Source organism: Nocardiopsis sp. NPDC055824 (assembly GCF_053616335.1).
In genome coordinates, this window is the sequence record NZ_JBSHDN010000104.1 from 1 (window position 1) to 21,620 (window position 21,620).

At 73.0% G+C, this 21,620-nt stretch carries 17 protein-coding genes; 9 read left to right on the top strand and 8 right to left on the bottom strand.

The genetic code is table 11. The features are described 5' to 3' along the window. Positions 1 to 129 precede the first annotated feature (129 nt). Positions 130 to 1,392, top strand: a complete 1,263-nt coding sequence (gene ahcY / locus ACWGL3_RS20055) for an adenosylhomocysteinase (RefSeq protein ID WP_452461661.1) — start codon at positions 130 to 132, stop codon at positions 1,390 to 1,392. A 29-nt stretch (positions 1,393 to 1,421) separates the two neighbouring features. On the opposite strand, the gene ACWGL3_RS20060 is transcribed toward ahcY, so the two are convergent. Beyond that, complete coding sequence (locus tag ACWGL3_RS20060; protein ID WP_330158905.1) at positions 1,422 to 2,390, bottom strand: RDD family protein; 969 nt, start codon at positions 2,388 to 2,390, stop codon at positions 1,422 to 1,424. A gap of 109 nt (positions 2,391 to 2,499) precedes the next feature. On the opposite strand from ACWGL3_RS20060, the gene ACWGL3_RS20065 reads away from it, so the two are divergent. Together ACWGL3_RS20065 and ACWGL3_RS20070 are read left to right on the top strand one after the other, a co-directional pair. After that, the gene (locus ACWGL3_RS20065) at positions 2,500 to 3,492 is read left to right on the top strand and encodes a stage II sporulation protein M (protein WP_267948306.1); all 993 of its coding nucleotides are present in this window, start codon (positions 2,500 to 2,502) and stop codon (positions 3,490 to 3,492) included. Between the two features lie 41 nt (positions 3,493 to 3,533). Further along, positions 3,534 to 3,770, top strand: coding sequence for a DUF397 domain-containing protein (locus ACWGL3_RS20070; RefSeq protein ID WP_267948307.1), 237 nt, complete (start codon positions 3,534 to 3,536; stop codon positions 3,768 to 3,770). A gap of 9 nt (positions 3,771 to 3,779) precedes the next feature. Here ACWGL3_RS20070 and ACWGL3_RS20075 read toward each other — a convergent pair whose 3' ends face one another. The 6 genes from ACWGL3_RS20075 to ACWGL3_RS20100 all read right to left on the bottom strand — a co-directional run bounded on the left by ACWGL3_RS20075 (position 3,780) and on the right by ACWGL3_RS20100 (position 10,272). Further along, entirely contained in the window at positions 3,780 to 4,472 is a 693-nt protein-coding gene (locus ACWGL3_RS20075; RefSeq protein ID WP_267948308.1) for a tetratricopeptide repeat protein, read from the bottom strand. Between the two features lie 81 nt (positions 4,473 to 4,553). Continuing rightward, positions 4,554 to 5,855 carry a DUF58 domain-containing protein gene (locus ACWGL3_RS20080; RefSeq protein ID WP_267948309.1) on the bottom strand — a complete coding sequence of 434 codons (1,302 nt, stop codon included), beginning with the start codon at positions 5,853 to 5,855 and terminating at the stop codon, positions 4,554 to 4,556. After that, on the bottom strand, positions 5,855 to 6,838 hold the full coding sequence (locus ACWGL3_RS20085) for an AAA family ATPase (protein ID WP_267948310.1): 984 nt from the start codon (positions 6,836 to 6,838) through the stop codon (positions 5,855 to 5,857). Before ACWGL3_RS20085 ends, ACWGL3_RS20080 begins: the two co-directional genes overlap by 1 nt. A gap of 79 nt (positions 6,839 to 6,917) precedes the next feature. Next, the gene (locus ACWGL3_RS20090; protein ID WP_267948311.1) at positions 6,918 to 8,126 is read right to left on the bottom strand and encodes a DUF4350 domain-containing protein; all 1,209 of its coding nucleotides are present in this window, start codon (positions 8,124 to 8,126) and stop codon (positions 6,918 to 6,920) included. Continuing rightward, positions 8,123 to 8,752, bottom strand: coding sequence for a DUF4129 domain-containing protein (locus ACWGL3_RS20095; protein ID WP_452461662.1), 630 nt, complete (start codon positions 8,750 to 8,752; stop codon positions 8,123 to 8,125). Before ACWGL3_RS20095 ends, ACWGL3_RS20090 begins: the two co-directional genes overlap by 4 nt. Beyond that, positions 8,749 to 10,272: a glycerophosphoryl diester phosphodiesterase membrane domain-containing protein gene (locus ACWGL3_RS20100; protein WP_452461663.1), complete on the bottom strand. Its 1,524-nt coding sequence runs from the start codon at positions 10,270 to 10,272 to the stop codon at positions 8,749 to 8,751. The genes ACWGL3_RS20095 and ACWGL3_RS20100 overlap by 4 nt, the downstream gene beginning before the upstream one ends. Before the next feature lie 432 nt (positions 10,273 to 10,704). On the opposite strand from ACWGL3_RS20100, the gene mtrA reads away from it, so the two are divergent. From mtrA to hpf, 5 genes are all read left to right on the top strand, one after another. Continuing rightward, complete coding sequence (gene mtrA, locus ACWGL3_RS20105; protein WP_017570965.1) at positions 10,705 to 11,382, top strand: MtrAB system response regulator MtrA; 678 nt, start codon at positions 10,705 to 10,707, stop codon at positions 11,380 to 11,382. A 16-nt stretch (positions 11,383 to 11,398) separates the two neighbouring features. After that, complete coding sequence (gene mtrB, locus ACWGL3_RS20110; protein WP_267948314.1) at positions 11,399 to 13,261, top strand: MtrAB system histidine kinase MtrB; 1,863 nt, start codon at positions 11,399 to 11,401, stop codon at positions 13,259 to 13,261. After that, the gene (locus ACWGL3_RS20115; protein ID WP_267948315.1) at positions 13,258 to 15,147 is read left to right on the top strand and encodes an LpqB family beta-propeller domain-containing protein; all 1,890 of its coding nucleotides are present in this window, start codon (positions 13,258 to 13,260) and stop codon (positions 15,145 to 15,147) included. The genes mtrB and ACWGL3_RS20115 overlap by 4 nt, the downstream gene beginning before the upstream one ends. Positions 15,148 to 15,289: 142 nt before the next feature. Beyond that, positions 15,290 to 16,024 carry a ComF family protein gene (locus tag ACWGL3_RS20120; RefSeq protein ID WP_452461664.1) on the top strand — a complete coding sequence of 245 codons (735 nt, stop codon included), beginning with the start codon at positions 15,290 to 15,292 and terminating at the stop codon, positions 16,022 to 16,024. 791 nt (positions 16,025 to 16,815) lie between these two features. Then, positions 16,816 to 17,487, top strand: a complete 672-nt coding sequence (gene hpf / locus ACWGL3_RS20125) for a ribosome hibernation-promoting factor, HPF/YfiA family (protein ID WP_267948317.1) — start codon at positions 16,816 to 16,818, stop codon at positions 17,485 to 17,487. A gap of 230 nt (positions 17,488 to 17,717) precedes the next feature. Here hpf and ACWGL3_RS20130 read toward each other — a convergent pair whose 3' ends face one another. Beyond that, entirely contained in the window at positions 17,718 to 18,233 is a 516-nt protein-coding gene (locus ACWGL3_RS20130; protein WP_267948318.1) for a hypothetical protein, read from the bottom strand. A 501-nt stretch (positions 18,234 to 18,734) separates the two neighbouring features. Between ACWGL3_RS20130 and secA the strand changes: the two genes are divergently transcribed. Further along, positions 18,735 to 21,581 carry a preprotein translocase subunit SecA gene (secA, locus tag ACWGL3_RS20135; RefSeq protein ID WP_267948319.1) on the top strand — a complete coding sequence of 949 codons (2,847 nt, stop codon included), beginning with the start codon at positions 18,735 to 18,737 and terminating at the stop codon, positions 21,579 to 21,581. Positions 21,582 to 21,620: the final 39 nt, after the last annotated feature.

Sequence of the window (21,620 nt, forward strand, 5' to 3'; positions counted from 1 at the left end):
TAGTCGTGCGGGGGGCGGGCGGGGAGGCGGGACGACCGGGCGCCGCCGGGACCCCCGGCGGCGCCCGCGGCCTGTTCCGGCCCCGGTCGGGAACGGGGACCGGACCGGCGAAGGGACTCTGGTGAGCACATGACCGACACCGCGCACGAGGTGGCCGACCTCGGCCTGGCCCGTGCCGGGATCCGCCGCGTGGACTGGGCGGAGCACTCGATGCCGGTGCTGCGCAGCGTGCGCGAGCGCTTCGCGTCGGAACGCCCCCTGGAGGGGCTGCGCGTGGCCGCGTGCCTGCACGTGACGGCCGAGACCGCGAACCTGCTGCGCGCCCTGCGCGCGGGCGGTGCCGAGGTGGCGCTGGCGGCGTCCAACCCGCTGTCCACCCAGGACGACACCGCGGCGGCCCTGGTCGCCGAGTACGGTGTTTCGGTCTACGCATGGGCCGGGATGGATCCGGCATCCTACGACCGAAACCTGGTGACGGTCCTGGAGACGCGTCCGCACCTGATCCTGGACGACGGGTGCGACCTGGTCAACACCGCGCACGCGGACCGGCCCGACCTGCTGGAGGGCGTGCTGGGCGGCTGCGAGCAGACCACCACCGGCGTCATCAGGCTGCGCAGGATGAGCGCCGAGGGCGAGCTGCGCCTGCCGATGGTGGCGGTCAACGACACCGCCACCAAGCGCATGTTCGACAACCGGTACGGCACCGGCCAGTCCACCATCGACGGCATCCTGCGGGCGACCAACGCGCTGCTCGCCGGGCGCACGGTCGTGGTAGCCGGGTTCGGCTACTGCGGACGGGGGCTCGCGGAGCGGGCCCGCGGCATGGGGGCCAGGGTGGTCGTCACCGAGGTCGACCCGGTCAAGGCCCTGGACGCGGTCATGCAGGGCTACACCGTCACGACGATGGAGGAGGCCGCCCCGGTCGGTGACGTGTTCGTCACCGTCACCGGGAACCGCGACGTGGTCCGGGCCGAGCACCTGGAGCGGATGAAGGACGGCGCCATCCTCGCCAATTCGGGCCACTTCGACCTGGAGATCGACCTGGCCGCCCTGGAGCGGCTGGCCGTCGCGGTCGACCGCGGGGTCCGCGACCAGGCCGAGGAGTACGTGTTCGCGGACGGGCGCCGCGTCCTGCTCCTGTCGGAGGGGCGCCTGGTCAACCTCGGCGCCGCCGAGGGCCACCCCGCGGCCGTCATGGACATGTCGTTCGCGGTGCAGGCCCTGACCACGGAGTGGCTGGCGGCGAACCACACCGACATGGGGCCGGGGGTGCTGGAGGTGCCCGCGGGCATCGACACGGAGGTGGCCCGGCTGGAACTGGCCTCGCTCGGGGTGCGGATCGACTCGCTCACCCCGGGCCAGGAGGACTACCTGCGCTCCTGGCGCCCCTGAGCCCCCGGTGCGCCGCGGCTCCGGGCCCGTCAGCGGTGGGGGTACGGGCCGCCCTGCGGGGGTCCCGCCTGCGGGTGGCCGCCGTACTGCTGCGTGTACCCCGGCCGGTGCGGGTGGCCCGGGGCCTGTCCGAACCCGCCGTACTGCTGCGCGTGGCCGTCCGGCCGTCCCGGATACCCCTGCGGGGGCTGCTGTGCGTGGTCGGGCGGCTGCGCGGCGGCCTCGTGGCGCCGGCGGCGCTCGGCGAGCACGGCGGCCAGGAAGTACGGAGGGGTGGTGCCGGGCGGCGGAGGCGGGCTGACCTGCGCGGCGACGGCGTCGGCCAGCCTGATCCCCATCTCGTGGCGGGTGTGCTCGGCCAGCTCGCCGTAGCGGAGCACGTACTGGCGGGCGGCGGCCGCCGTCTCCGCGGACAGCCGGGACAGCTCGACGCCCGCCGCCCACCCGGCCAGGTGCTGCGGCATGGGGACGACCTCGTCGCGGCGGCTGCCGCCGCGCTCCTCCACCACCATGGTCCCGGCGACGAAGTCGCCCACCCGGCGGCCGTCCCGGTTGACCATCGACGTGATGAGCGCGACCGTGCCCGTCGTCATCCAGATCTCCACGAACGACGCCAGCCCGCGCGCCAGCGCCTGCCGGAACCGCTCGGGCGAGCCGTCGGTGCCGACCACCCGCAGGCCCAGCGCCATCTTCCCGAGCGAGCGCCCGCGCGAGACCGTCTCGAAGACGGTCGGGTAGCCGACCAGGACCAGGACGAGGCCCGCCAGCGAGACCGCGGCCGTCGCCGCCGCGTCGATGCCGGTGCTGATCCACGACGTCAGGATGCCGAGCGCGATCAGCGCGATGATCTGGACGATGACGTCGATGGCCAGGGCCGCGGCCCTCGTGGCGAAGCCCGCCGGACGCAGGTCGAGCACCACCGCGTCACCGGTGACCAGTGGTGTCACGCCGTACACGTCGCCGCGGGTGTCACCGTTGCCGGGATAGGACACCAGCACACGCTCCCTCAGGGCTGTCTGAAACCGTCCCCATGACATTACCCGCCACATGGGACGGCGGGTTCGCCTCGCGGGCACCGCCCCGAGCCGAACCGATAGGGTCCCATGCGTGGATATCGACGTGTTCGCCGCGGTGCACGCCCGGGACTGGGAACGGCTGGACGATCTGGTGCGCAGGCGCCGTTCACTGGACGGTGAGGAGATCGACGAACTCGTCGAGCTCTACCAGAGGGTGTCCACCCACCTGTCGGTCGTGCGCTCCTCGGGCCAGGACCCGGCCCTCGTCGGCAGGCTGTCGGCACTGGTGGCGCGCGCCCGGTCGGCGGTGACCGGCGCCCACGCGTCCGCGTGGCGGGACGTCGGGGGCTTCTTCACCCGGGTGTTCCCGGCGGTGCTGTACCGGCTCCGGTGGTGGTGGATCGGGACGTCCGCGGGCACGGTCGCGGTCGCCGCGGTCACGGCCGCGTGGATCGTCAACGACCCCGACGTGCTCCACGCCCTCGGCACCCCGGAGTCGATGGCCCGGTACGTCGAGCACGACTTCGCCAACTACTACGTCGAGAACCCCGCTGGCTCGTTCGCCGCCCAGGTGTGGACGAACAACGCGTGGGTGGCCGCCCAGGCGGTCATCTTCGGGGTGGCGTTCGGCCTGCCCACCATCGCGGTGCTGGCCATGAACGGGATCAACATCGGCATGGCGGCGGGCATGATGATCGCCCACGGGCGCGGCGACGTGTTCTTCGGGCTGATCCTCCCGCACGGCCTGCTGGAGATGACGGCCGTGTTCGTGGCCGGGGGCGTGGGCCTCAAGCTCGGCTGGACGATCATCTCCCCGGGGGACCGCACCCGCATGCGCGCCCTGGGCGAGGAGGCCCGCGCCGCCATCGCCGTGGTGCTGGGCCTGGTGGTCGTGCTGTTCGTCTCGGGCCTGATCGAGGGCTTCGTGACCGGCTGGGTGCACGTCACCTGGCAGAGGATCGGCATCGGCGTGGTCGCCGAGGCGCTGTTCGTGCTCTACGTGTTCACGGTGGGCCGCAGGGCGTACCTGGCGGGCGAGACCGGAGACATCGAGAACGCGCCGGAGGCCGTACCGGTCGCCTGAGAACCCCTGCGCCGCCGGGCTCTCCGTGGCAGCATCGCACCATGGACACCGACACCCCCCGGCACGGCCCGCGCGGCGGCGTCCGGGGAAGCCGGCACCGGGAGGCGGTGCCCGCGTGGTTCACGAGCTCCCACAGCGCCGCCGAGACCTGCTGCGTCGAGGTGGCGGTCACCGCGTCCGCCGTTCGCGTGCGGGACTCCGCCCACAGGGGGGCGGGGACGCTCGGGCTCGACGCACCGGAGTGGACGGCCCTGGTGCGGTCGGTCAACGCCTCCTGAGACGGAGGCTCAGCGGGTCGTCCCGGGTCCGGGCCCCGCGACCTCAGCGATGCGCCTTTTGACCGTCTCCACCCGGGGGCGCTCCTCGCCCAGCTGCTCCTCCCAGCTCCGGAGGACGCCGGTGAAGATCCCGAGGGCCTCGGCGAACTCCCCCCGCTCCTGTGCCGCGCGGCCCACGTAGTAGGCCGCGTCCGCGGTGAGGTGGTGCCCCGCCCCCAGCACGCGTTCGCGCACGCGGTGCACACGGCGGAACCCGGTCTCCGCCGCGGCGGGGTCCCCGAGGCGCATGGTCACGTAGGCGGGGTTCTGGACGGCGAACAGGTGGAGGGGGTCCTCCTCCCCGGCTGCCCGGAGGCGCGCCTCCCTCACCTCCGACAGGATCTCCCCGGCCTCGTCCCAGCGCTCGCGGCGGATCGAGACCAGGCCGAGCTGGTAGGCGGTGTCCAGGGTGTCGGGGTGCTCGGGGCCCAGGGTCCCGGCCCGGTCCGCGTGCAGCTCCTCGCGTCCGCGCACGGCGGTCGCCGGGCGCGGGGCGTCCAGCGACACGTCGACCAGGGGCGGGGGAGGCGCCTGCGACGCGTGGATCGTGACACCGCCGTGGATGTCGCGGGCCTGCACCAGCTGGCCGTGGACGTCGCCCCGGAAGGCGTTGGCGGACCTGTCGTCGCACGAGCCGTCGGCGGCTCCGGGGGAGATGGGCATACGGCCATGGTGCCCGCCCGGAGGCCGTCCCGTGAAGCGGACGGAGGGCCCGGACGGGCACCACGGTCACAAATCCGGGCCCTACAACCGCCCCTGCGCCTTCAGGTTGATGTACGCGTCCGCGAGCGCGGGAGCGATGTGCTCGGGGTCGGCGTCGACCACCTCCACGCCCAACCGGCGCAGCTCGGCGGTCACCCGCCGCCGCTCGCTCAGCGTCCGCTCGGCCGCCGCGGCCCGGTACAGGGCGTCGGCGCCGCCGCGCTCCCCCGCCATCCCGTCGACCGCGGGGTCCCGCACGGCCGCGACCAGCAGCAGGTGGCGCGACGTCAGCAGGGGCAGCCTCGGCAGCAGCCCCTCCTCCAGCGCCGCCGCGTTCAGGTCGGTGAGCAGTACCACGAGCCGCCTGGACCGCCCCTGGGTGCCCAGGACGGTTCCGACGAGCCCGGCCGGATCGGACTCCACCAGCTCCGCCTCCAGCGGGGCCATGGCCTCCACGATCCGGTTCACCTGGCTGCCCTTGCCGGACGACCGCACCTGGGCGCGCGTGCGCCGGTCGTAGGCCATGAAGTCCACCCGGTCGCCCGCCCGGCCCGCCAGCGCGGCCAGCAGCAGGGCGGCGTCCATGGCGTGGTCCAGCCGCGGGGTGTCGCCCACCCGGCCCGCCGAGGTGCGCCCCGTGTCCAGCACGATGAGGATGCGCCGGTCCCGCTCGGGGCGCCACGTCCGCACCACCACGCCGTCGTTGCGGGCGGTGGCCCGCCAGTCGATCGACCGCACGTCGTCGCCGGGCACGTAGTCGCGCAACGAGTCGAACTCGCTGCCCTGACCGCGCACCATCGCCGTGTGCTGGCCCTCCAGCTCGCGCAGCCGCGAGAGCTTGCCGGGCAGGTGGCGGCGGCTGTGGAACGGCGGCAGGGTCCGCACGGTCCACGGCGCGGTCAGCGTCCGCTGCCTGCCCGCCAGTCCCAGCGGGCCGATGGTGCGCACGGTCACCCCGGCGGCCCGGGCGTCACCGCGCCGGCTCGGGGTCAGGGTCGTCGTCACCCGGCGCCTCTCGCCCGCGTCCACCCGGACCGGCTGACCGCGCGGCGCCGCGTGCGAGCTCGGCGGCCACGCGTCCCGCACCGAGCCGCGCAGCCTGCGCCGGGTCGGGTTGGCGAGGGTCACGTGCACCACCGCGGAGTCGCCCAGGCGCAGCGAGGAGTCCCCGTCCCGGGAGAGCCGCAGCGCCGCAGGGCTCGCGGCGAGGCACACGTCGGCGACGAGCAGCAGAGCCAGCAGCACCAGGGCCGCGACGGCGGCCCAGGCGCCGACCAGGCCGGACAGCGCCACCGCGACCGTCGCGAGGAACGCCAGCAGGACCGCCCTGCCGGTGACCACCATCAGCGCGGTACCGGGACGGAGGCGAGCACACCGTCCAGGATTCCGTCGGTGGTCGCGCCCTCCAGCTCGGCCTCCGGGCGCAGGGCGATCCGGTGCCGCAGCGTTCCCTTGGCGAGGGCCTTCACGTCGTCGGGGATCACGTAGTCGCGGCCCGACAGCCACGCCCACGCGCGGCTGGTGCGCAGCAGCGCCGTGGCGCCGCGGGGGGACGCGCCCAGCTGCAGGGACGGCGAGTGCCGCGTGGCCCTGCACAGGTCGACGATGTAGCCGAGCACCTCGGGCGCGATCCGCACCCGCTGCACGGCCTCGCGGGCCGCCCGAAGTTCGGCGGCGCCCGCCACCGGGACCACCCCGGCGGCGGCCAGGTCGCCCGGGTCGAAACCGGCCGCGTGCCGGCCCAGCATCTCCACCTCGGCGGCCCGTTCGGGCAGCGGGACGGTGACCTTGAGCAGGAACCGGTCCAGCTGCGCCTCGGGCAGCGGGTAGGTGCCCTCGTACTCCACCGGGTTCTGGGTGGCCGCCACCATGAACGGGTCCGGCAGCGCGACCGGGCTGCCCTCCACCGTCACCTGCCGCTCCTCCATGGCCTCCAGCAGCGAGGCCTGGGTCTTGGGCGGGGTCCGGTTGATCTCGTCGGCCAGCAGCAGGTTGGTGAAGACCGGCCCCTTGAGGAACTCGAACTTCGCGGTGTGCTGGTCGTAGACGAGCGAGCCCGTCACGTCGCCCGGCATCAGGTCGGGCGTGAACTGCACCCGCTTGTGGTCCAGGGACAGGGCCGCGGAGAGGGTGCGCACCAGCAGCGTCTTGGCGACGCCGGGCACACCCTCCATCAGGACGTGGCCGCGGCACAGCAGTGCCACGACCAGGCCGGTCACCGTCTCGTCCTGGCCCACGACCGCCTTGGCCACCTCGCGGCGCAGGGCGACCAGCGCCGCGCGTGCCTCGTCGGCGGATGGCGGTGCCTCGGGTGTGAAGGCGCTCACGTGCCGTCTACCTCTCTCGATACCTGGTCGTTCACTGTGTCGTGGCGGGGGGAGGGCGCCCGGCGGGGTGCCGCGGGGGTCACCTCAGCCTCCGGGTGCGCTCGTCGAGTTCGTCGGCGAGCCGGACGAGCGCGTCGTCGTCGGCCGCGTAGGGGTCGTGGCCGTCCGGGTAGAGGAGGGCGCGCAGGTGGCCGGGGTCGTCCCCGGTCCTGGCGGCGACGGTCTCCACGACCGCCTCCGGCGCCGTCTCCGCGCTGAGGCCGAGCTTGGGCACCGTGCGCTCCAGGAAGCCCGAACGCAGGGCGTACGCGGCCCTGTCCCGCGCCTTGCGCGCCTGGTACAGCCCGGCGCGCCCCTCCGTGGTCTCCGAGGCGCGCACGACGACGGGGAGGGCCTCGGGGACCAGGGCGCCCATCCGGCGGCCCCGCCACAGGGCGAGGAGCAGCAGGGTGGCGACCAGGGGGACCAGGGACCAGCGCAGGCCCGGCGGGACGAGCTCCCACAGGGTGGCGCTGCCCTCCTGCCGAGGCGGGTCGGGACGGAGCCACACCACGTCGTCCGCGGCCATGAGGTTCATCGCGAGCGCGGCGTTGCCCCCGGTGTCGAGGGCGGTGTTGGTCAGGGGGGTCCCCGTGCCGAGGACGGTGGTGGCCGTCCCGCCGTCCTCCACGCGGAGGAGGGCGTCGCCGCTCCCGCCCGGGTAGCACCCGGTGGCGTCGGCCCCCGCCGGAGCCGAGTAGAGCTCGCCGCCGACGGTGGCGTTCCCCGCGGCCTCCGCGGCGGGGAGGCCGCACTCGGGGGCGAAGCCGTACTCCAGGATGTTGTCGGGCACCTCCCGCCCGGTCACCTCGACCCCGGGCGCGAACGCCGCGAGGGAGGCCACGGAGGGCTGCACCAGGACGGTGTCCGTGTCGAGGGCGGCCAGCTCCTCCAGTTCGGAGGGCAGCAGCCGGTGGTCGAGGGTCACCACGAGCACGGCGTCGCCGCCGGCCCGCGCGACGGCCTCGCCCGCGGCGGCCGAGGAGCGGACGACGTCGACGTCGCGGTCCTCGCCCAGGACCTCGACCAGGGCGCGTGTGCCGTCGGGGGACACGGAGCCGGGTTCCAGGTAGCCGGTGGGGAACCGCTCGGTACCCAGGGAGAGCAGCACCGAGACGACGACGAGGGCGGTGACCACGGCGACGGGCGTGCGCGCGGAACGCCACACGCGGAGTGCGCGGGGGGCGTCCGGGCCGCCGTCCCCGGGGGCGCCGGTCCGGGGCGGCGCGGCGGGGGCTGTGGCCGTCATCCTCGCGCCTCCTCGGCGGGGCGGGCGGCCCTGAGCCGCGTGTCCAGTTCGCGCATGGTCCGCGCCGAGTCGGCGGTCGCGGAGCGGTCGCCGTACGCCACGTCGTTGAAGATCCGGGCGCCCTCGCGCAGTCCGTCCGCCTCGCCGGGCAGCAGCACGGAGGCCTCGGCGGCCAGTTCCGTGGCCGTGCGCCCGGCGCGCGGCGCGACGATCACCCGGTCCTCGAGGTCGACGCTGATGGCGCGCAGGCGCTCGGCGACGGCCGCGGCGTACTCGCCCGCGGCCTCGTGGCGGTCGGCGGCGGTCCGGTGGTCGGTCGCGGACAGGACCGCGCCCTCGTGCACGGGCGGCCCGGCGGCGCGGCTCCGCGAGGGCCGCAGCCAGACGATCAGCCAGACCGCCAGGGCGGCGACGACCAGCAGGAGCGGGGCGAGGACCACCCAGCCCCCGAAGACCCCAGAGCCCGCCTCGGCGAGCCCGTCGATGAGGCCGGAGAGCCAGTCGAGGAAGCGGTCGAGGAGGCCCGGCTCCTGCTCCCCGTACAGGGGGTCGCTCAGCTCCTCGACGGCGCGCCTGCGACCCTCGTCCCGGCTGACCTCGCCGGCGGCCGAGAGGTGGAGGCTCACGTCCGCGGCTCCGGCAGGTAGATCTCCGGTCCGGCCTCGTAGCCGGCCCGGGCCGCCTCGTGCAGCTTCAGGTCGAGGCCCTCACGGCGCATGCGCAGGTCGACGTAGAGCAGGGTGGTGACGCCGGCCGAGAAGGGCTGGGTGACCGCGTAGACCAGCACCGTGCCCACGTAGGTGAGGGCGGCGGAGGCGACGACGGTCCAGGTCGCGGTCGCGTCGATGAAGGTGAACACCCCGGCGGCGATGCCGAACGGCATGTTGAGGATCGAGCCGACGAGGAGGACGATCACCAGCGTCAGCAGCCAGTAGCCGCACGTGCGCCACCACTGCCCCTGGGACAGGCGCCAGGAGCGGGCCATGGCCTGTCCCGGGCCGAGGCGTTCGAGCACGATCATCGGCATGGCGTAGTAGAGCCGGACCCAGATCCACGTGCTCGGCGCCACGACGACGGCGGTGGCCAGCAGGAACACCAGGAGGCCGACGACGATGCCGGCGGCCGGCCCCCCTTCGACGCCCACGACGATGCCGAGCACGAACGAGAGGGTCGCCGCCACCACGAAGGCGGTCCACATGACGAACTGGATGGCCAGCTTGACGAGCGCGAGGCCGATGATGGCCCCGATCCGGCCGCGGGCTGCCTCCCACGCCTGGCGGGGCGTGAGGCGGTGCCCGAGCACGGCCATGCCGATGGCGGCGGCGAGCAGGCCCAGGAGGACGAATCCGCCGAGGTAGACGATGAGCTCGCCCGCGAACATCAGGACGAAGGTCAGCGGGGAGCCGGGGAACAGCGGGGCGTTCGGGTCGACGGCGGCCGGATCGACGAGGACCTCGTCCATCCAGGCCGTGTAGTCGTCCAGGTACCAGGCCGAGGCCAGCGAGGTCAGCACGGCGGCGATGGCCATGACGACCAGGGAGAGGCCGACCGTGGTCCTCGGGTTGCTCCGGATGAGGCTGAACGCGCCGTTGAAGACGTCGCCGAGGGCCAGGGGGCGGAGCGGGACGACACCGGGCTTGGGTGCGCGGGGGATCCCGGGGGGAAGGGGCGAGCCGTATCCGGGCTGGGGAGCGTACCCCTGCGGCCCGTACCCCTGCGGCCCGTAGCCGGGCGGCTGACCGTACCCCGGCTGTCCGTGGCCCTGGGGACCGTACCCGGGCTGGGGCGCGTAACCCTGCTGCCCGTATCCGGACGGGGGGCCGTAACCCTGCTGTCCGTACCCGGGCTGGGGGCCGTAGCCCTGCTGCCCGTACGACTGCGGTCCGGCGCCGGGCGCCCCGTACGGGTCCTGCGGCGGCACGTCCCCGTGGGCGGGCCCGCCCGAACCCGGCGCGGCGAAGCCCGGCCGCTCCTGCGGGCCGGACGGGACCGCCGGTCCGCCCGCGGGGGGCTCGGGCGCGGACGGCGCGCTCCCGGGGGCGGCCCAGCCGCCCGGCTCCGAAGGTGCACCCCCGGAGGAACCGCCATCGCCAGGGGCGCCGGGACTGCTTCCCGACGTGTCCCGGTGGTCGTCCTCCTGGGTCATGTGCTCCGCCCTCCGTGGTGTTCGGTTACGCTGCGCGAGCGGATCCGCGCGATTTCTACCGTGTTGGAATCCAACCTACCGGCCGGTCCCACCAGTGCCCGGCGGCCCTGGCGCGCGTCCAGCAACAACCGACGCACTTCATTCCTTTTGTATGCTTTCTGTTACCAACAGGCCAAGTCGCGAAGGTTTTCGGACCGGCGCAGCCAGGGCCGACACCGCCGGTGGTCGAAATCGGTCCGCACGGAGCGAAATGCATCGACCACTCTCCCAACCCCGCCCGAAGGTGGCAAGGTTGGGGGGACAAAGCAGTTCCTTGCGTCGAGGAGCAGGGGCGCACCGACCGTTTACGCCGCTTGAGTGTTCCAGAGAGAGGAGTAGGCGCCGCGAAATCCGCCCGCGAGGCGGTGCTGACGCCCGGCGCCGGACACACACATGAAGGGACGTGTACTGGTTGTCGACGATGACCTCGCCCTCGCCGAGATGCTGGGCATCGTGCTGCGGGGTGAGGGATTCGAGCCCTCGTTCGTGCATGACGGGGACAAGGCCCTGGAGGCCTTCCGCGAAACCAAGCCCGACCTGGTCCTCCTCGACCTGATGCTGCCCGGGGCCGACGGGATCGACGTGTGCCGCCAGATCCGCGCGGAGTCGGGCGTGCCCATCGTCATGCTCACCGCCAAGAGCGACACCATCGACGTCGTCCTGGGCCTGGAGTCGGGGGCCGACGACTACATCGTCAAGCCGTTCAAGCCCAAGGAGCTGGTGGCCAGGGTCCGCGTGCGGCTGCGCCGCACCGAGGAGCCCGCTCCCGAGGTCCTCCAGATCGGTGACATCACCATCGACGTCGCCGGGCACGCCGTGCGCCGCGACGGCGAGCAGATCAGCCTCACTCCCCTGGAGTTCGACCTCCTGGTCGCCCTGGCCCGCAAGCCGCGCCAGGTCTTCACCCGCGAGGTCCTGCTGGAGCAGGTGTGGGGCTACCGCCACGCGGCGGACACCCGCCTGGTCAACGTCCACGTCCAGCGCCTGCGCGCCAAGATCGAGAAGGACCCCGAGCACCCCGAGGTCGTCGTGACCGTCCGCGGTGTCGGCTACAAGGCCGGAACCGCCTGATACCGCAGGGCCGCACATGACCGCAGGTACACCCGAGGAGGAGCGGGGGGCCGACTCCGAGGGGCAACGGTCCGTCCCGCCCTCCGGGCTGCCCGCGCCCGGAGGGCGGTGGCGTGACGGCGAGACCGGCCTGACCCGCACCTACCTGTTCGCCCAGAGGGCCGCCCGCGCCCTGGTGCGCGGCGTGCACACCAACTGGCGCCGCTCGCTCCACCTGCGGGTCATCTCCACCACGCTGGTGCTGTCCCTGCTGGTCATGGTGGGGCTCGGGTACGCGATGATCTCCCAGGTGCGCGGCGGGCTGCTCGACGCCAAGATCACCACCGCGGTCACCGACCACCGGGCCGGGCTCAACTACGCCCTCGCCGAGCTCCAGGAGAACGACGGGGGCGACCGCGACCGGCTCCTGTACAACCTCGCCAGCGAGCTCACCAGCCGCAGCGGCGACACCGGCCTCTACAGCGTGGTCATCCTGCCCTCGGTGAGCGACGAGCTCGGGTGGGCGACCGGCGAGGGCAGCGTCCCACCGCGCCTGATCGAGCAGGTCCGCCAGTCCGAGGCGAACGACCAGCAGTACCACACGTACACGCGGGTCACCACCGAGCAGGGCGAGGAGGAGCCCGCGCTGGTCGTCGGCGCCCAGCTCACGCACGCCTACGAGCTGTACTACCTGTTCCCGCTCCAGCACGAGCAGGAGATCCTCGACCTCGTCCAGAACACGGTCGCGCTGGTCGCGGTCCTGCTGGTCATACTCCTCGGGCTGATCGCGTTCGTCATCACCCGGCAGGTGGTGAGCCCGGTCCGCTCCGCAGCCCAGTCCGCGGAGCGGCTGGCCGCCGGCGACCTCACCGAGCGCATGACCGTGCAGGGCGAGGACGACCTGGCCAGGCTGGCCGTCTCCTTCAACGACATGGCGGGCAACCTGGAGGAGAAGATCAAGGAGCTGGAGGAGCTGTCCAAGCTCCAGCGCCAGTTCGTCTCCGACGTCTCCCACGAGCTGCGCACCCCGCTGACCACCATCAAGATGGCCGGTGACCTGCTCTTCGACGACCGGGACGAGCTCGACCCCACCATGCGCCGCTCCGTCGAGCTGCTGCAGAGCCAGGTCGAGCGCTTCGAGGAGCTCCTCGCCGACCTGCTGGAGATCAGCCGCCACGACGCGGGCGCCGCCACGCTCGGCATCGAGTCGGCGGACGTCCGCGACGCCGTCATGAGGGCCGTGGGCGACGCCGAGCAGATCGCCGAGCGCCGGGGCATCAAGGTGGTGCTGCGCCTTCCCGCCGAGCCCTGCCTGGCGGAGTTCGACACACGGCGGATCAACCGCATCCTGCGCAACCTCGTCGTCAACGCCATCGAGCACAGCGAGGGCCGGGACGTGGTGGTCACCGCTGCGGGGGACCGCGACGCGGTCGCCGTGGCGGTGCGCGACTACGGGGTGGGGCTCAAGGAGGGGGAGGAGCACCTGTGCTTCGACCGCTTCTGGCGCGCCGACCCCGCCCGCGTGCGCACCACCGGGGGCACGGGCCTCGGCCTGTCCATCGCCAAGGAGGACGCCGTCCTGCACGGCGGCTGGCTCCAGGCCTGGGGCCTGCCCGGACAGGGGTCCCAGTTCCGGCTGTCCCTGCCCCGCCGCTCCGGCAGCGAGCTGCGCGGCTCCCCCCTGCCCCTGGTACCGCCCGAGATCGCGCTCGGCCGCACCTTCCCGGCGTTCGGGGACAAGGACGGCGCGGCCGGGCCCAAGCCCGCGGCCAACGGCCACGCCCGCCCCGAGCGGATCCCGGGCCGGGGCGACCGGGAGGGCACGCGGTCCGGCGCCGCCGACGACACGGCCGTACGTTCCGAACGCGACCCGCGCGAGGGTGGGGAGGACGGGTCATGACAGGACCGGGCCTGATCGGCCGTGCCGTGCGCGCCTCGCTGGCGGCCGCGGCGGTGTGCGCGGCCATGGCGGCCTGCGCCTCCGTTCCGACGACGGGCCCCGTCGTCCCGGGCGCCGGGGGGGACTCCGCGGGCGACCCCTACGGCGGCTACGTGCGGCTGCTGCCCGCCGGCCCGCAGCCCGGGGTCGATCCGGAGGGCCTCGTCAGCGGCTTCCTCAAGGACATGGGCAGCTTCGAGGAGGAGCACAAGGCGGCGCGCAGCTACATGCTGCCCGAGACGGGGGAGACCTGGTCGCCCGACGGCACGGTCAAGGTCTTCGCCGACCTCGACACCGTCGACCTCGACGCCGAGATCAGCGCCGACGGGCTCACCGCGACCGTGCGGATGCGCAGCTCCCTCGTCGCCACGATCGACGAGAGCGGCAAGTACGTCTCCAGCGACAGCGGGCGCCTGCTCGACGAGCCGTTCCTGCTCGCGCGCGAGAACGGCGACCCCGACGGCGACTGGCGCATCCGGAGCCTGCCGGACGAGCTCATCCTCAGCCAGCTCGACGTGGAGCGCACGCACCGGCCCTTCAACCTGTACTTCTTCAACCCCGCGCGGAGCGCGCTGGTCCCGGACCCGGTCTACCTGCCGGTGAGCAACGAGCAGCTGCCGGAACGCCTGCTCCGCAAGCTCATCGGCGGCCCCAGCGAGTGGCTGGACCCCGCGGTGGAGTCCGCCTTCCCCCGGGGGGCCACGCCCTCCCTGGCGGTCGACGCCGAACACGCGGTCATCGACGTGGGCGCCTCCGGGGAGGTCGACGAGTTCGCCATGGGGGCGCAGATCGCCTGGACGCTCCGCCAGCTGCCGGAGATCCAGGAGTTCACGCTGAAGGTGAACGGCTCGGAGGTGGACTTCCCGGGCTCCGACGGCGAGAGCGCCGACCGGCCGCGCCCCGGCAGCGACCACTGGTCCCGGGTGAACCCCGGCGCGATCACTGGTGGGGTCCGCGCCTACTACACGCACGAGGGACAGCTCTGGTCCGCGGAGGACTGGGACGAGGGCGTCTTCGAGGAGGTCGAGCGGGTGCCGGGCCCCCTGGGGGCCGGCGACAGCCTCCTGGAGCGGTTCGCGGTGTCCGTCGACGAGAGCACCGTCGCGGGGATCACCCAGGGCGGGGGCGAGGTCGTGACGAGCTTCACCAGCCCGGGCGCGCAGATCGAGGAGGTCCTCTCGGACGGGGTCTTCACGGAGCTGTCCTGGGACGTCGACGGCAACCTGTGGGTGGTCGAGGAGACCGAGGACGCCGGGTCGGCGGAGCGCGACCCGGACGCGGAGGAGACGGCCGAGGAGGAGGCCGACACCGAGGACCCGGTCGAGGAGGGGCCGCCCCCCGCCCCGGGGACGACCGCGCTGTGGCTCCTGCGCGGCGGCGAGGAGGTGGTGCGCGTGGACGTGTCCGGGCTGCGCGACACCTCCGTGGTGCACTTCCAGATCTCCCGCGACGGCACCCGGGCCGCGCTGGTCACGGAGGAGGACGGAGAGCGGTCGCTGCAGGTGGGCCGGGTCGTGGAGGACGCCGACGGGCAGGTCGTGCTGGGGTCGTTCGTCACCCTCGCCAGGGAGCTGCAGGACCTCACCGACGTCGCGTGGCGCAGCTCCGACCAGCTGGTGGTCCTGGGCGGCCGGGACGGCGGCACCGCCCAGGCGTTCCTGGTCTCGCTGGACGGCGGGACCCCGCCCGCCAGCGCCGGGACCCCGGTCGCGAGCATGATGACCATCTCCGGAGCTCCCGGGCAGCCCCTGGTCGCCGGTTCCGACGACGGCAACATCTGGATCTCCAACGATCCCCTGAACTGGCAGAACGTGGTGGAGGGCGGAGCGCCCACCTTCCCGGGGTGACCCGGGGCCGGGCCCGCACGGAGCCCTCCGGCGCGGGCTCCTCGGGCCCCGCGCGCCGCCCCGGCGCGGGCGTCCCCCGGGGCCTGTCCACAGGTCCGGGGAGGGGCTGGCGCCGGCCCCGGCCGGGCCGGATCCTGGAGGGGTGAACCACACGACACCCCTGGCCGGCGCGGTGCGCGACGCGTTCTCGGCACTGCTCGACCTGGTCCTTCCCCAACTCTGCGCCGGGTGCGCGGGCCCCTCGGGGCCCCTGTGCACGGGCTGCCTCACCCTGCTGCAGCGCCGGCCCCACCGCTGCGCGCCGAGACCGGGGTGTCCGCCCGTGTGGGCGGCGGGCCCCTACGCCGGACACCACCGCCGGGTGCTGCTCGCCTACAAGGAGGGCCGGGCCGACTCCCTGGCCCCGGTCCTGGGCGGACGCCTGGCGTCCGCCTACGAGGCGTCGGGACTGGCGGGCCCGGACACGCTCCTCGTGCCCGTGCCGGGCCGCGGGCCGCCGCGCGACCCGCACGCCCCCGTCACCCGGCTGGCGCTCGCCTGCCTGGCCCGCGCGGGCGGTCCGGCGGCGGGGACCGTCCTGCCGCTCCTGCGCCACCGGGGCAGGCCCAGGCGCCAGGCCGGCCTGGGACGGGCCGAGAGGCTCGCCAACCGCGAGGGAACCCTGGTCGCCGTTCCCCCCTCCCGGGACCGGGCCGGGGGAGCGGCGGTCGTCGTGGACGACGTCCTCACCACGGGCGCGACGGCGGCCGAGGCGACCCGTGCGCTGAGGGCCGCGGGGATCCGGGTGGCGGGGGCGGTGGTCCTCGCCGAACGCCTCGCCGCGCACGGCGAGGGAATTCGGGCCGAGGGGGCAAGAAGGTTTTACGAACCCTCGTGAACAGGTGAAAAGTCCACGTATGCAAGGCTTTGCGGTAGTTGTCAGCGGGTTGGGAGACCGGCCGCTACCTGACATCCTCGCCAGGACAGGTTACGGTCACCGTATGGCACCCGTCCGGGTCCGTGGTTGCGCCGGAGATCAGGAGCCCTGGGAAACCCCAGGGCGCCCCTTCGGCAAGCCGATGCCAGGCGCAGGCGAAACGGCCCACGTAAGGCGACTTTTCGTCGACCGATCACGGTGCGCCTTAGAGGTAAGCCCTGCCCCGCGGAGGGTCCAGATGTCCCTCATGACAGGGAGAAGAGCAGTAGTCGCGTCTAAGAGCGGCGACACTCTCAGCAGGCGGATGTGGGGACGAAGACCAGGTCGGCCGGACGGGTGGCATGCCATACTCCGGGAGTTCGCCTTCACCGGCGGGCTCCCGGGGGCACCGCCCCACCTCTCCGGGGGTAGCGCCCCCCGAGGTGTCCCCGTACCGCTCGGCGCCCGGCGCATGCCCCCGCGGCACGGCCGACCGGGGCGTCAGCGGCCGAGTCATGGGCGTCTTGTCGCGAACACGGCAGAAGTCCTCCTCCCTGCCCGGAGAGGCCCGACCAATCGGGTCCCTGTGGCGGGTGAGGACCGTGCCCCTGGTGGGTATACGCACTTCCAAGCGAGACGTGATCCGTTCAGGATCAGGTCACGAGCGGAAGGGGGTTGACGCGCGCGACACCCCTCCGCCCCCCGACGGCGGAAGGGATGCAGAGCCAGCCTGGCCGTCGCCTTCACGGCGGTCACGCGATGAAGGGGGTCCTATGGACATCATCGTCAAGGGTCGACGCACCGGTGTGAGTGACAAGTTCCGACAGCACGTCGAGAACAAGCTCGACAGGCTCTCCAAGTGGGAGCGCAAGGGGATGACCGTCGATGTGGAGGTGTCCCAGGAGCGCAACCCCAAGCTCGCCGACGTCTGCGAGAGGGTTGAGCTGACCATCCACTCCAACGGCCCGGTCATCCGGAGCGAGGCAGCGACCTCCGACCGGTACGGAGCCCTCGACCTCGCGATCGACAAGATCGAGGCCCGTCTTCGCAAGTCCGCGGACCGCCGCAAGGTCCACCGCGGAAACCACACTCCCGTCTCCGTCGCGGCGGCCACCGCCGGCCTTCCCGGGGACCTGCCCTCAACCACAGCGACCGCGACGCAGGCGCCCCCGGCCCAGCGGAGCGGAGGGGAGGAGATCGACGGCGCCGCGGTGGACGGCAAGTTCACCGACGAGTTCGTCGAGCTCGACACCCAGGGCGAGGCTCCCATCGTCGTCCGCGAGAAGTTCCACCGGGCCAAGCCCATGAGCATCGACCAGGCCCTGATGGAGATGGAACTCGTCGGCCACGACTTCTACCTCTTCCACGACGAGGTCAAGGACGCGCCGAGCGTCGTCTACCGCCGCAAGGGCTTCGACTACGGCGTTCTCCGCCTGGTCGACTAGGGGCGGCCCGCGGTCGGGCACACGCCCCCTCCGGGCCGGCCCGGGAGCCGGCGGCGCCCCGGCGGGCACGGCACGGTGCGCGCCTCCCCCCGCGGACCTCCGCACGGGGCGCGGGCCCGGTCCCGTCCGGGAGGACGGGCTCCGGGCGCCGTCCCGGGCGAACCGGCACCACCGACAACACAGCGCCGCGGCGGGGGCGGGCGGGCCCCCCGCGGGGGGGCGCGCGCCGCTCAGGACCCCGCCCGGTCTTCCTTCCGGATGCGGTGCAGCGGTGTGTCGTGCGGCTCCTCGGACTCCACGCGCGGCGAGTCCAGCACGACGTCGCTCAGGAGGTCGTAGCGCATGGCCACGACCGCCGCCACGACGAGCAGCGCACCTCCGACCGCCAGGAGCACCGCGGACATCCCCAGGGCGATGCCGAGCCCGCCCACGGCGAACCCGGCGCAGGCGAGTACCACCGCCACCCAGGAGACCGCGCGCCCCCGGTGGTTGCTGGTGGGCGCCAGGCTGCCGCCCTGGCGCTGGAACCCGCGTATGCGGCCGTTCCGCCGCTGCTCGTCGTCGCTGGGGCGGTGCCGTTCCCAGGCCAGGCCCGGGTCGTCGGCGTCGTCGGGGTCCGGCGTCGGGTGGCGCCTCCTGGTGATCAGGTCGTCGAGCACCTCCACCGGACTGCGCGTCGGTGACGCCGGGCGGCCCTCCCCCGCGCCGGTCGCCTCCTCGGCGGTCTCCCGCTTGCTTCCCCTCATGGTCGCTCCCTCGATCGCGTTCGCGTTCGGCGGGCCGTGGTTCGGATCCACGGCGTGACCTTCTACGAATGGCGTACCCGGGGATCGGGTCGAGGCTTCATGAATCGTAGGAAAAGGGTAAGAAAAGCCGATCAACGATCGGTCCCGCCTTTGACCGGCGGCGGCGCGGGCCGGTTCGCGGGCGCCTTGACGGAAAACCCGTGGAACGCGTTTGCGGGCGCCCCCGGAGCCCGGCGCCGGGCTCCGTCCCGGGCCTTCCCGCCGTACCGGGGGTGACGTGCGGGAACATTCGGGGGCGTTTCATCCGTTCCCCTGGGGGAAAGGCGTGCGAGCGCCCCCTCCCGCGGAGGGCGGGCGTATAGTTCGGGTCCTCTAGGATGTAGGCCCGAGGGCCCAGGAACCCCCGCCGCCCTCCGCGGCCACGGGAAAGCGGTCAGGCGGGCCTAGATCTGATCTCCACGTGTGTGGAGCAAACCGCGATCTGCGAGGAGCGCATAGGAAGTGCCAGGGATACTCAACAAGCTCCTGCGCGCGGGTGAGGGAAAGATCCTGCGCCGGCTGAACAAGCTCAAGGACCAGGTCAACTCCCTCGAGGACGACTACGTCGAGCTCACCGACGAGGAACTGCGCGACCTCACCCAGGAGTACAAGGACCGCTACGAGGACGGCGAGTCTCTGGACGACCTGCTCCCAGAGGCATTCGCGACCGTCCGCGAGGCCGCCAAGCGCACCCTGGGGCAGCGTCCCTTCGACGTCCAGATCATGGGCGGCGCCGCGCTCCACCTGGGCAACATCGCCGAGATGAAGACCGGTGAGGGCAAGACCCTGACCGGAAGCCTCGCGGTCTACCTCAACGCCCTCGCGGGCAGGGGCGTCCACGTCATCACGACCAACGACTACCTGGCCCGCCGAGACGCCCAGAACCTCGGCCGCATCTTCCACTTCCTCGGGCTCGAGGTCGGCGTCATCAGCCCCCAGATGACCGCGGCCGCCCGGCGCGAGGCCTACAAGGCCGACATCACCTACGGGACGAACAACGAGTTCGGCTTCGACTACCTGCGCGACAACATGGCGCTCTCGCTCAAGGACACGGTCCAGCGCGAGCACTACTTCGCCCTGGTCGACGAGGTCGACTCCATCCTCATCGACGAGGCCCGCACCCCGCTGATCATCAGCGGCCCCTCGGAGCAGAACTCCCGCTGGTACGCGGAGTTCGCCAAGATCGCCCCGCGGCTCAAGCGCGAGGTCGACTACGAGGTCGACGAGAAGAAGCGCACCGTCGGCATCACCGAGGCCGGTGTGGCCAAGGTCGAGGACTACCTGGGCATCGACAACCTCTACGAGGCGGTCAACACCCCGCTCATCAGCTTCCTCAACAACTCCCTCAAGGCGAAGGAGCTGTACAAGAGGGACAAGGAGTACATCGTCAAGGACGGTGAGGTCCTCATCGTCGACGAGTTCACCGGCCGCGTCCTCGCCGGGCGCCGCTACAACGAGGGCATGCACCAGGCCATCGAGGCCAAGGAGCGCGTCAAGATCAAGGACGAGAACCAGACTCTCGCCAAGGTCACCCTCCAGAACTACTTCCGCCTCTACGAGAAGCTCGCCGGCATGACCGGTACCGCCCAGACCGAGGCGGCGGAGTTCACCCAGACCTACAACGTCGGCGTGGTGCCCATCCCCACCAACAAGCCGATGGTGCGCCAGGACGTCAAGGACGTCGTCTACAAGCACGAGGACGCCAAGTTCCAGGCGGTCGCCGAGGACATCGCCGAGCGCCACGAGGCCGGGCAGCCCGTGCTGGTCGGCACCACCAGCGTCGAGAAGTCCGAGCTGCTGTCGCGGATGCTCAAGCGCGAGGGCGTCCCGCACGAGGTCCTCAACGCCAAGAACCACGCCCGTGAGGCGGCGATCATCGCCCGGGCGGGCAAGCTCGGCGGCGTCACCGTCGCCACCAACATGGCCGGTCGCGGTACCGACATCATGCTGGGCGGCAACCCCGACTTCCTCGCGGACGAGGAGCTCCAGGGGCGCGGCCTGAGCCCGCTGGAGACCCCGGAGGAGTACGAGGCCGCCTGGCCGGCGGCCCTGGAGAAGGCCCAGGCCGACTACGAGGAGGAGCACGAGAAGGTCGTCGAGGCCGGCGGCCTGTACGTGCTCGGAACCGAGCGGCACGAGTCGCGGCGCATCGACAACCAGCTGCGCGGCCGCTCCGGCCGCCAGGGCGACCCGGGCATCTCCCGGTTCTACCTCTCCCTCCAGGACGACCTGCTGCGACTGTTCAACAGCAGCCGTCTGGAGGTGTTCATGAACCAGCTGAACATCCCCGACGACCAGCCCATCGAGTCCGGCATGGTCAGCAAGGCCATCGCCTCGGCGCAGGGCCAGGTCGAGACGCAGAACTTCGAGATCCGCAAGAACGTCCTCAAGTACGACGAGGTCCTCAACCGGCAGCGCAAGGTCATCTACGCCGAGCGCCGCAAGGTCCTGGAGGGCCAGGACCTGCGCGAGCAGATCATCGGCATGCTGGAGGAGGTCCTGCGGGGCTACGTGGTCGAGGAGACCTCCCAGGGCGACCCCGACGAGTGGGACCTGGACAAGCTCTGGCGCGCGTTCAAGCAGGTCTACCCGATCAGCTTCACCGTCGACGAGTTCGTGGAGGAGAACGGCGACCTCCAGACGCTGACCGGCGAGATGATCGCCGAACGCGTGGTCGAGGACGCCAGGGCCGCCTACGAGACCCGCGAGGCCGACCTCGGCGAGGAAGCCATGCGCGAGGTCGAGCGCAGGGTCCTGCTGCAGGTCATGGACCGCAAGTGGCGTGAGCACCTCTACGAGATGGACTACCTCCAGGAGGGCATCGGCCTCCGCGCGATGGCTCAGCGCAACCCGCTGATCGAGTTCCAGCGCGAGGGCTTCGACATGTTCCAGCAGATGCTGGAGGCCATCAAGGAAGAGGCCGTCGGCTACCTGTTCAACGTCGAGGTGCAGGTGCGCAAGAAGGAGGAGCCCGCCCTCACCGCCACGGCCGCGGCCAGGACCGCGGCGGGCGTGGGCGGCGCCACGGGCGCCACGGCCCTCGCGACCGCGGTCGAGGAGGACGAGGAGGCCGCCGACGCGGCGTCCCCGGCCGAGGAGGCGGAGCCGGCCGAGGACGTGGTCGTCCCCGGGTTCGGCGAGGGCCAGCCGGACAGGCTCCAGTACTCCGCTCCCAGCGAGGACGGCACCGTCGAGCGCCACAGCGAGACGGTCGACGAGTTCGCCGGCACGGCGCGCAACGCGCCCTGCCCGTGCGGCTCGGGCAAGAAGTACAAGAAGTGCCACGGCGACCCGGCGGCCGCCAGGTAGGCCCCGGCCGCCGACACGCGTGCGGGCGCGCCCCCGAGG

Excerpts from the sequence above, each read along its gene's own strand:
- ahcY (WP_452461661.1), top strand. The coding sequence starts at position 130 with ATGACCGACACCGCGCACGAGGTGGCCGACCTCGGCCTGGCCCGTGCC.
- ACWGL3_RS20070 (WP_267948307.1), top strand. The coding sequence starts at position 3,534 with ATGGACACCGACACCCCCCGGCACGGCCCGCGCGGCGGCGTCCGGGGA.
- ACWGL3_RS20075 (WP_267948308.1), bottom strand. The coding sequence starts at position 4,472 with ATGCCCATCTCCCCCGGAGCCGCCGACGGCTCGTGCGACGACAGGTCC.
- ACWGL3_RS20080 (WP_267948309.1), bottom strand. The coding sequence starts at position 5,855 with ATGGTGGTCACCGGCAGGGCGGTCCTGCTGGCGTTCCTCGCGACGGTC.
- ACWGL3_RS20090 (WP_267948311.1), bottom strand. The coding sequence starts at position 8,126 with ATGACGGCCACAGCCCCCGCCGCGCCGCCCCGGACCGGCGCCCCCGGG.
- ACWGL3_RS20100 (WP_452461663.1), bottom strand. The coding sequence starts at position 10,272 with ATGACCCAGGAGGACGACCACCGGGACACGTCGGGAAGCAGTCCCGGC.
- mtrA (WP_017570965.1), top strand. The coding sequence starts at position 10,705 with ATGAAGGGACGTGTACTGGTTGTCGACGATGACCTCGCCCTCGCCGAG.
- mtrB (WP_267948314.1), top strand. The coding sequence starts at position 11,399 with ATGACCGCAGGTACACCCGAGGAGGAGCGGGGGGCCGACTCCGAGGGG.
- ACWGL3_RS20115 (WP_267948315.1), top strand. The coding sequence starts at position 13,258 with ATGACAGGACCGGGCCTGATCGGCCGTGCCGTGCGCGCCTCGCTGGCG.
- hpf (WP_267948317.1), top strand. The coding sequence starts at position 16,816 with ATGGACATCATCGTCAAGGGTCGACGCACCGGTGTGAGTGACAAGTTC.
- ACWGL3_RS20130 (WP_267948318.1), bottom strand. The coding sequence starts at position 18,233 with ATGAGGGGAAGCAAGCGGGAGACCGCCGAGGAGGCGACCGGCGCGGGG.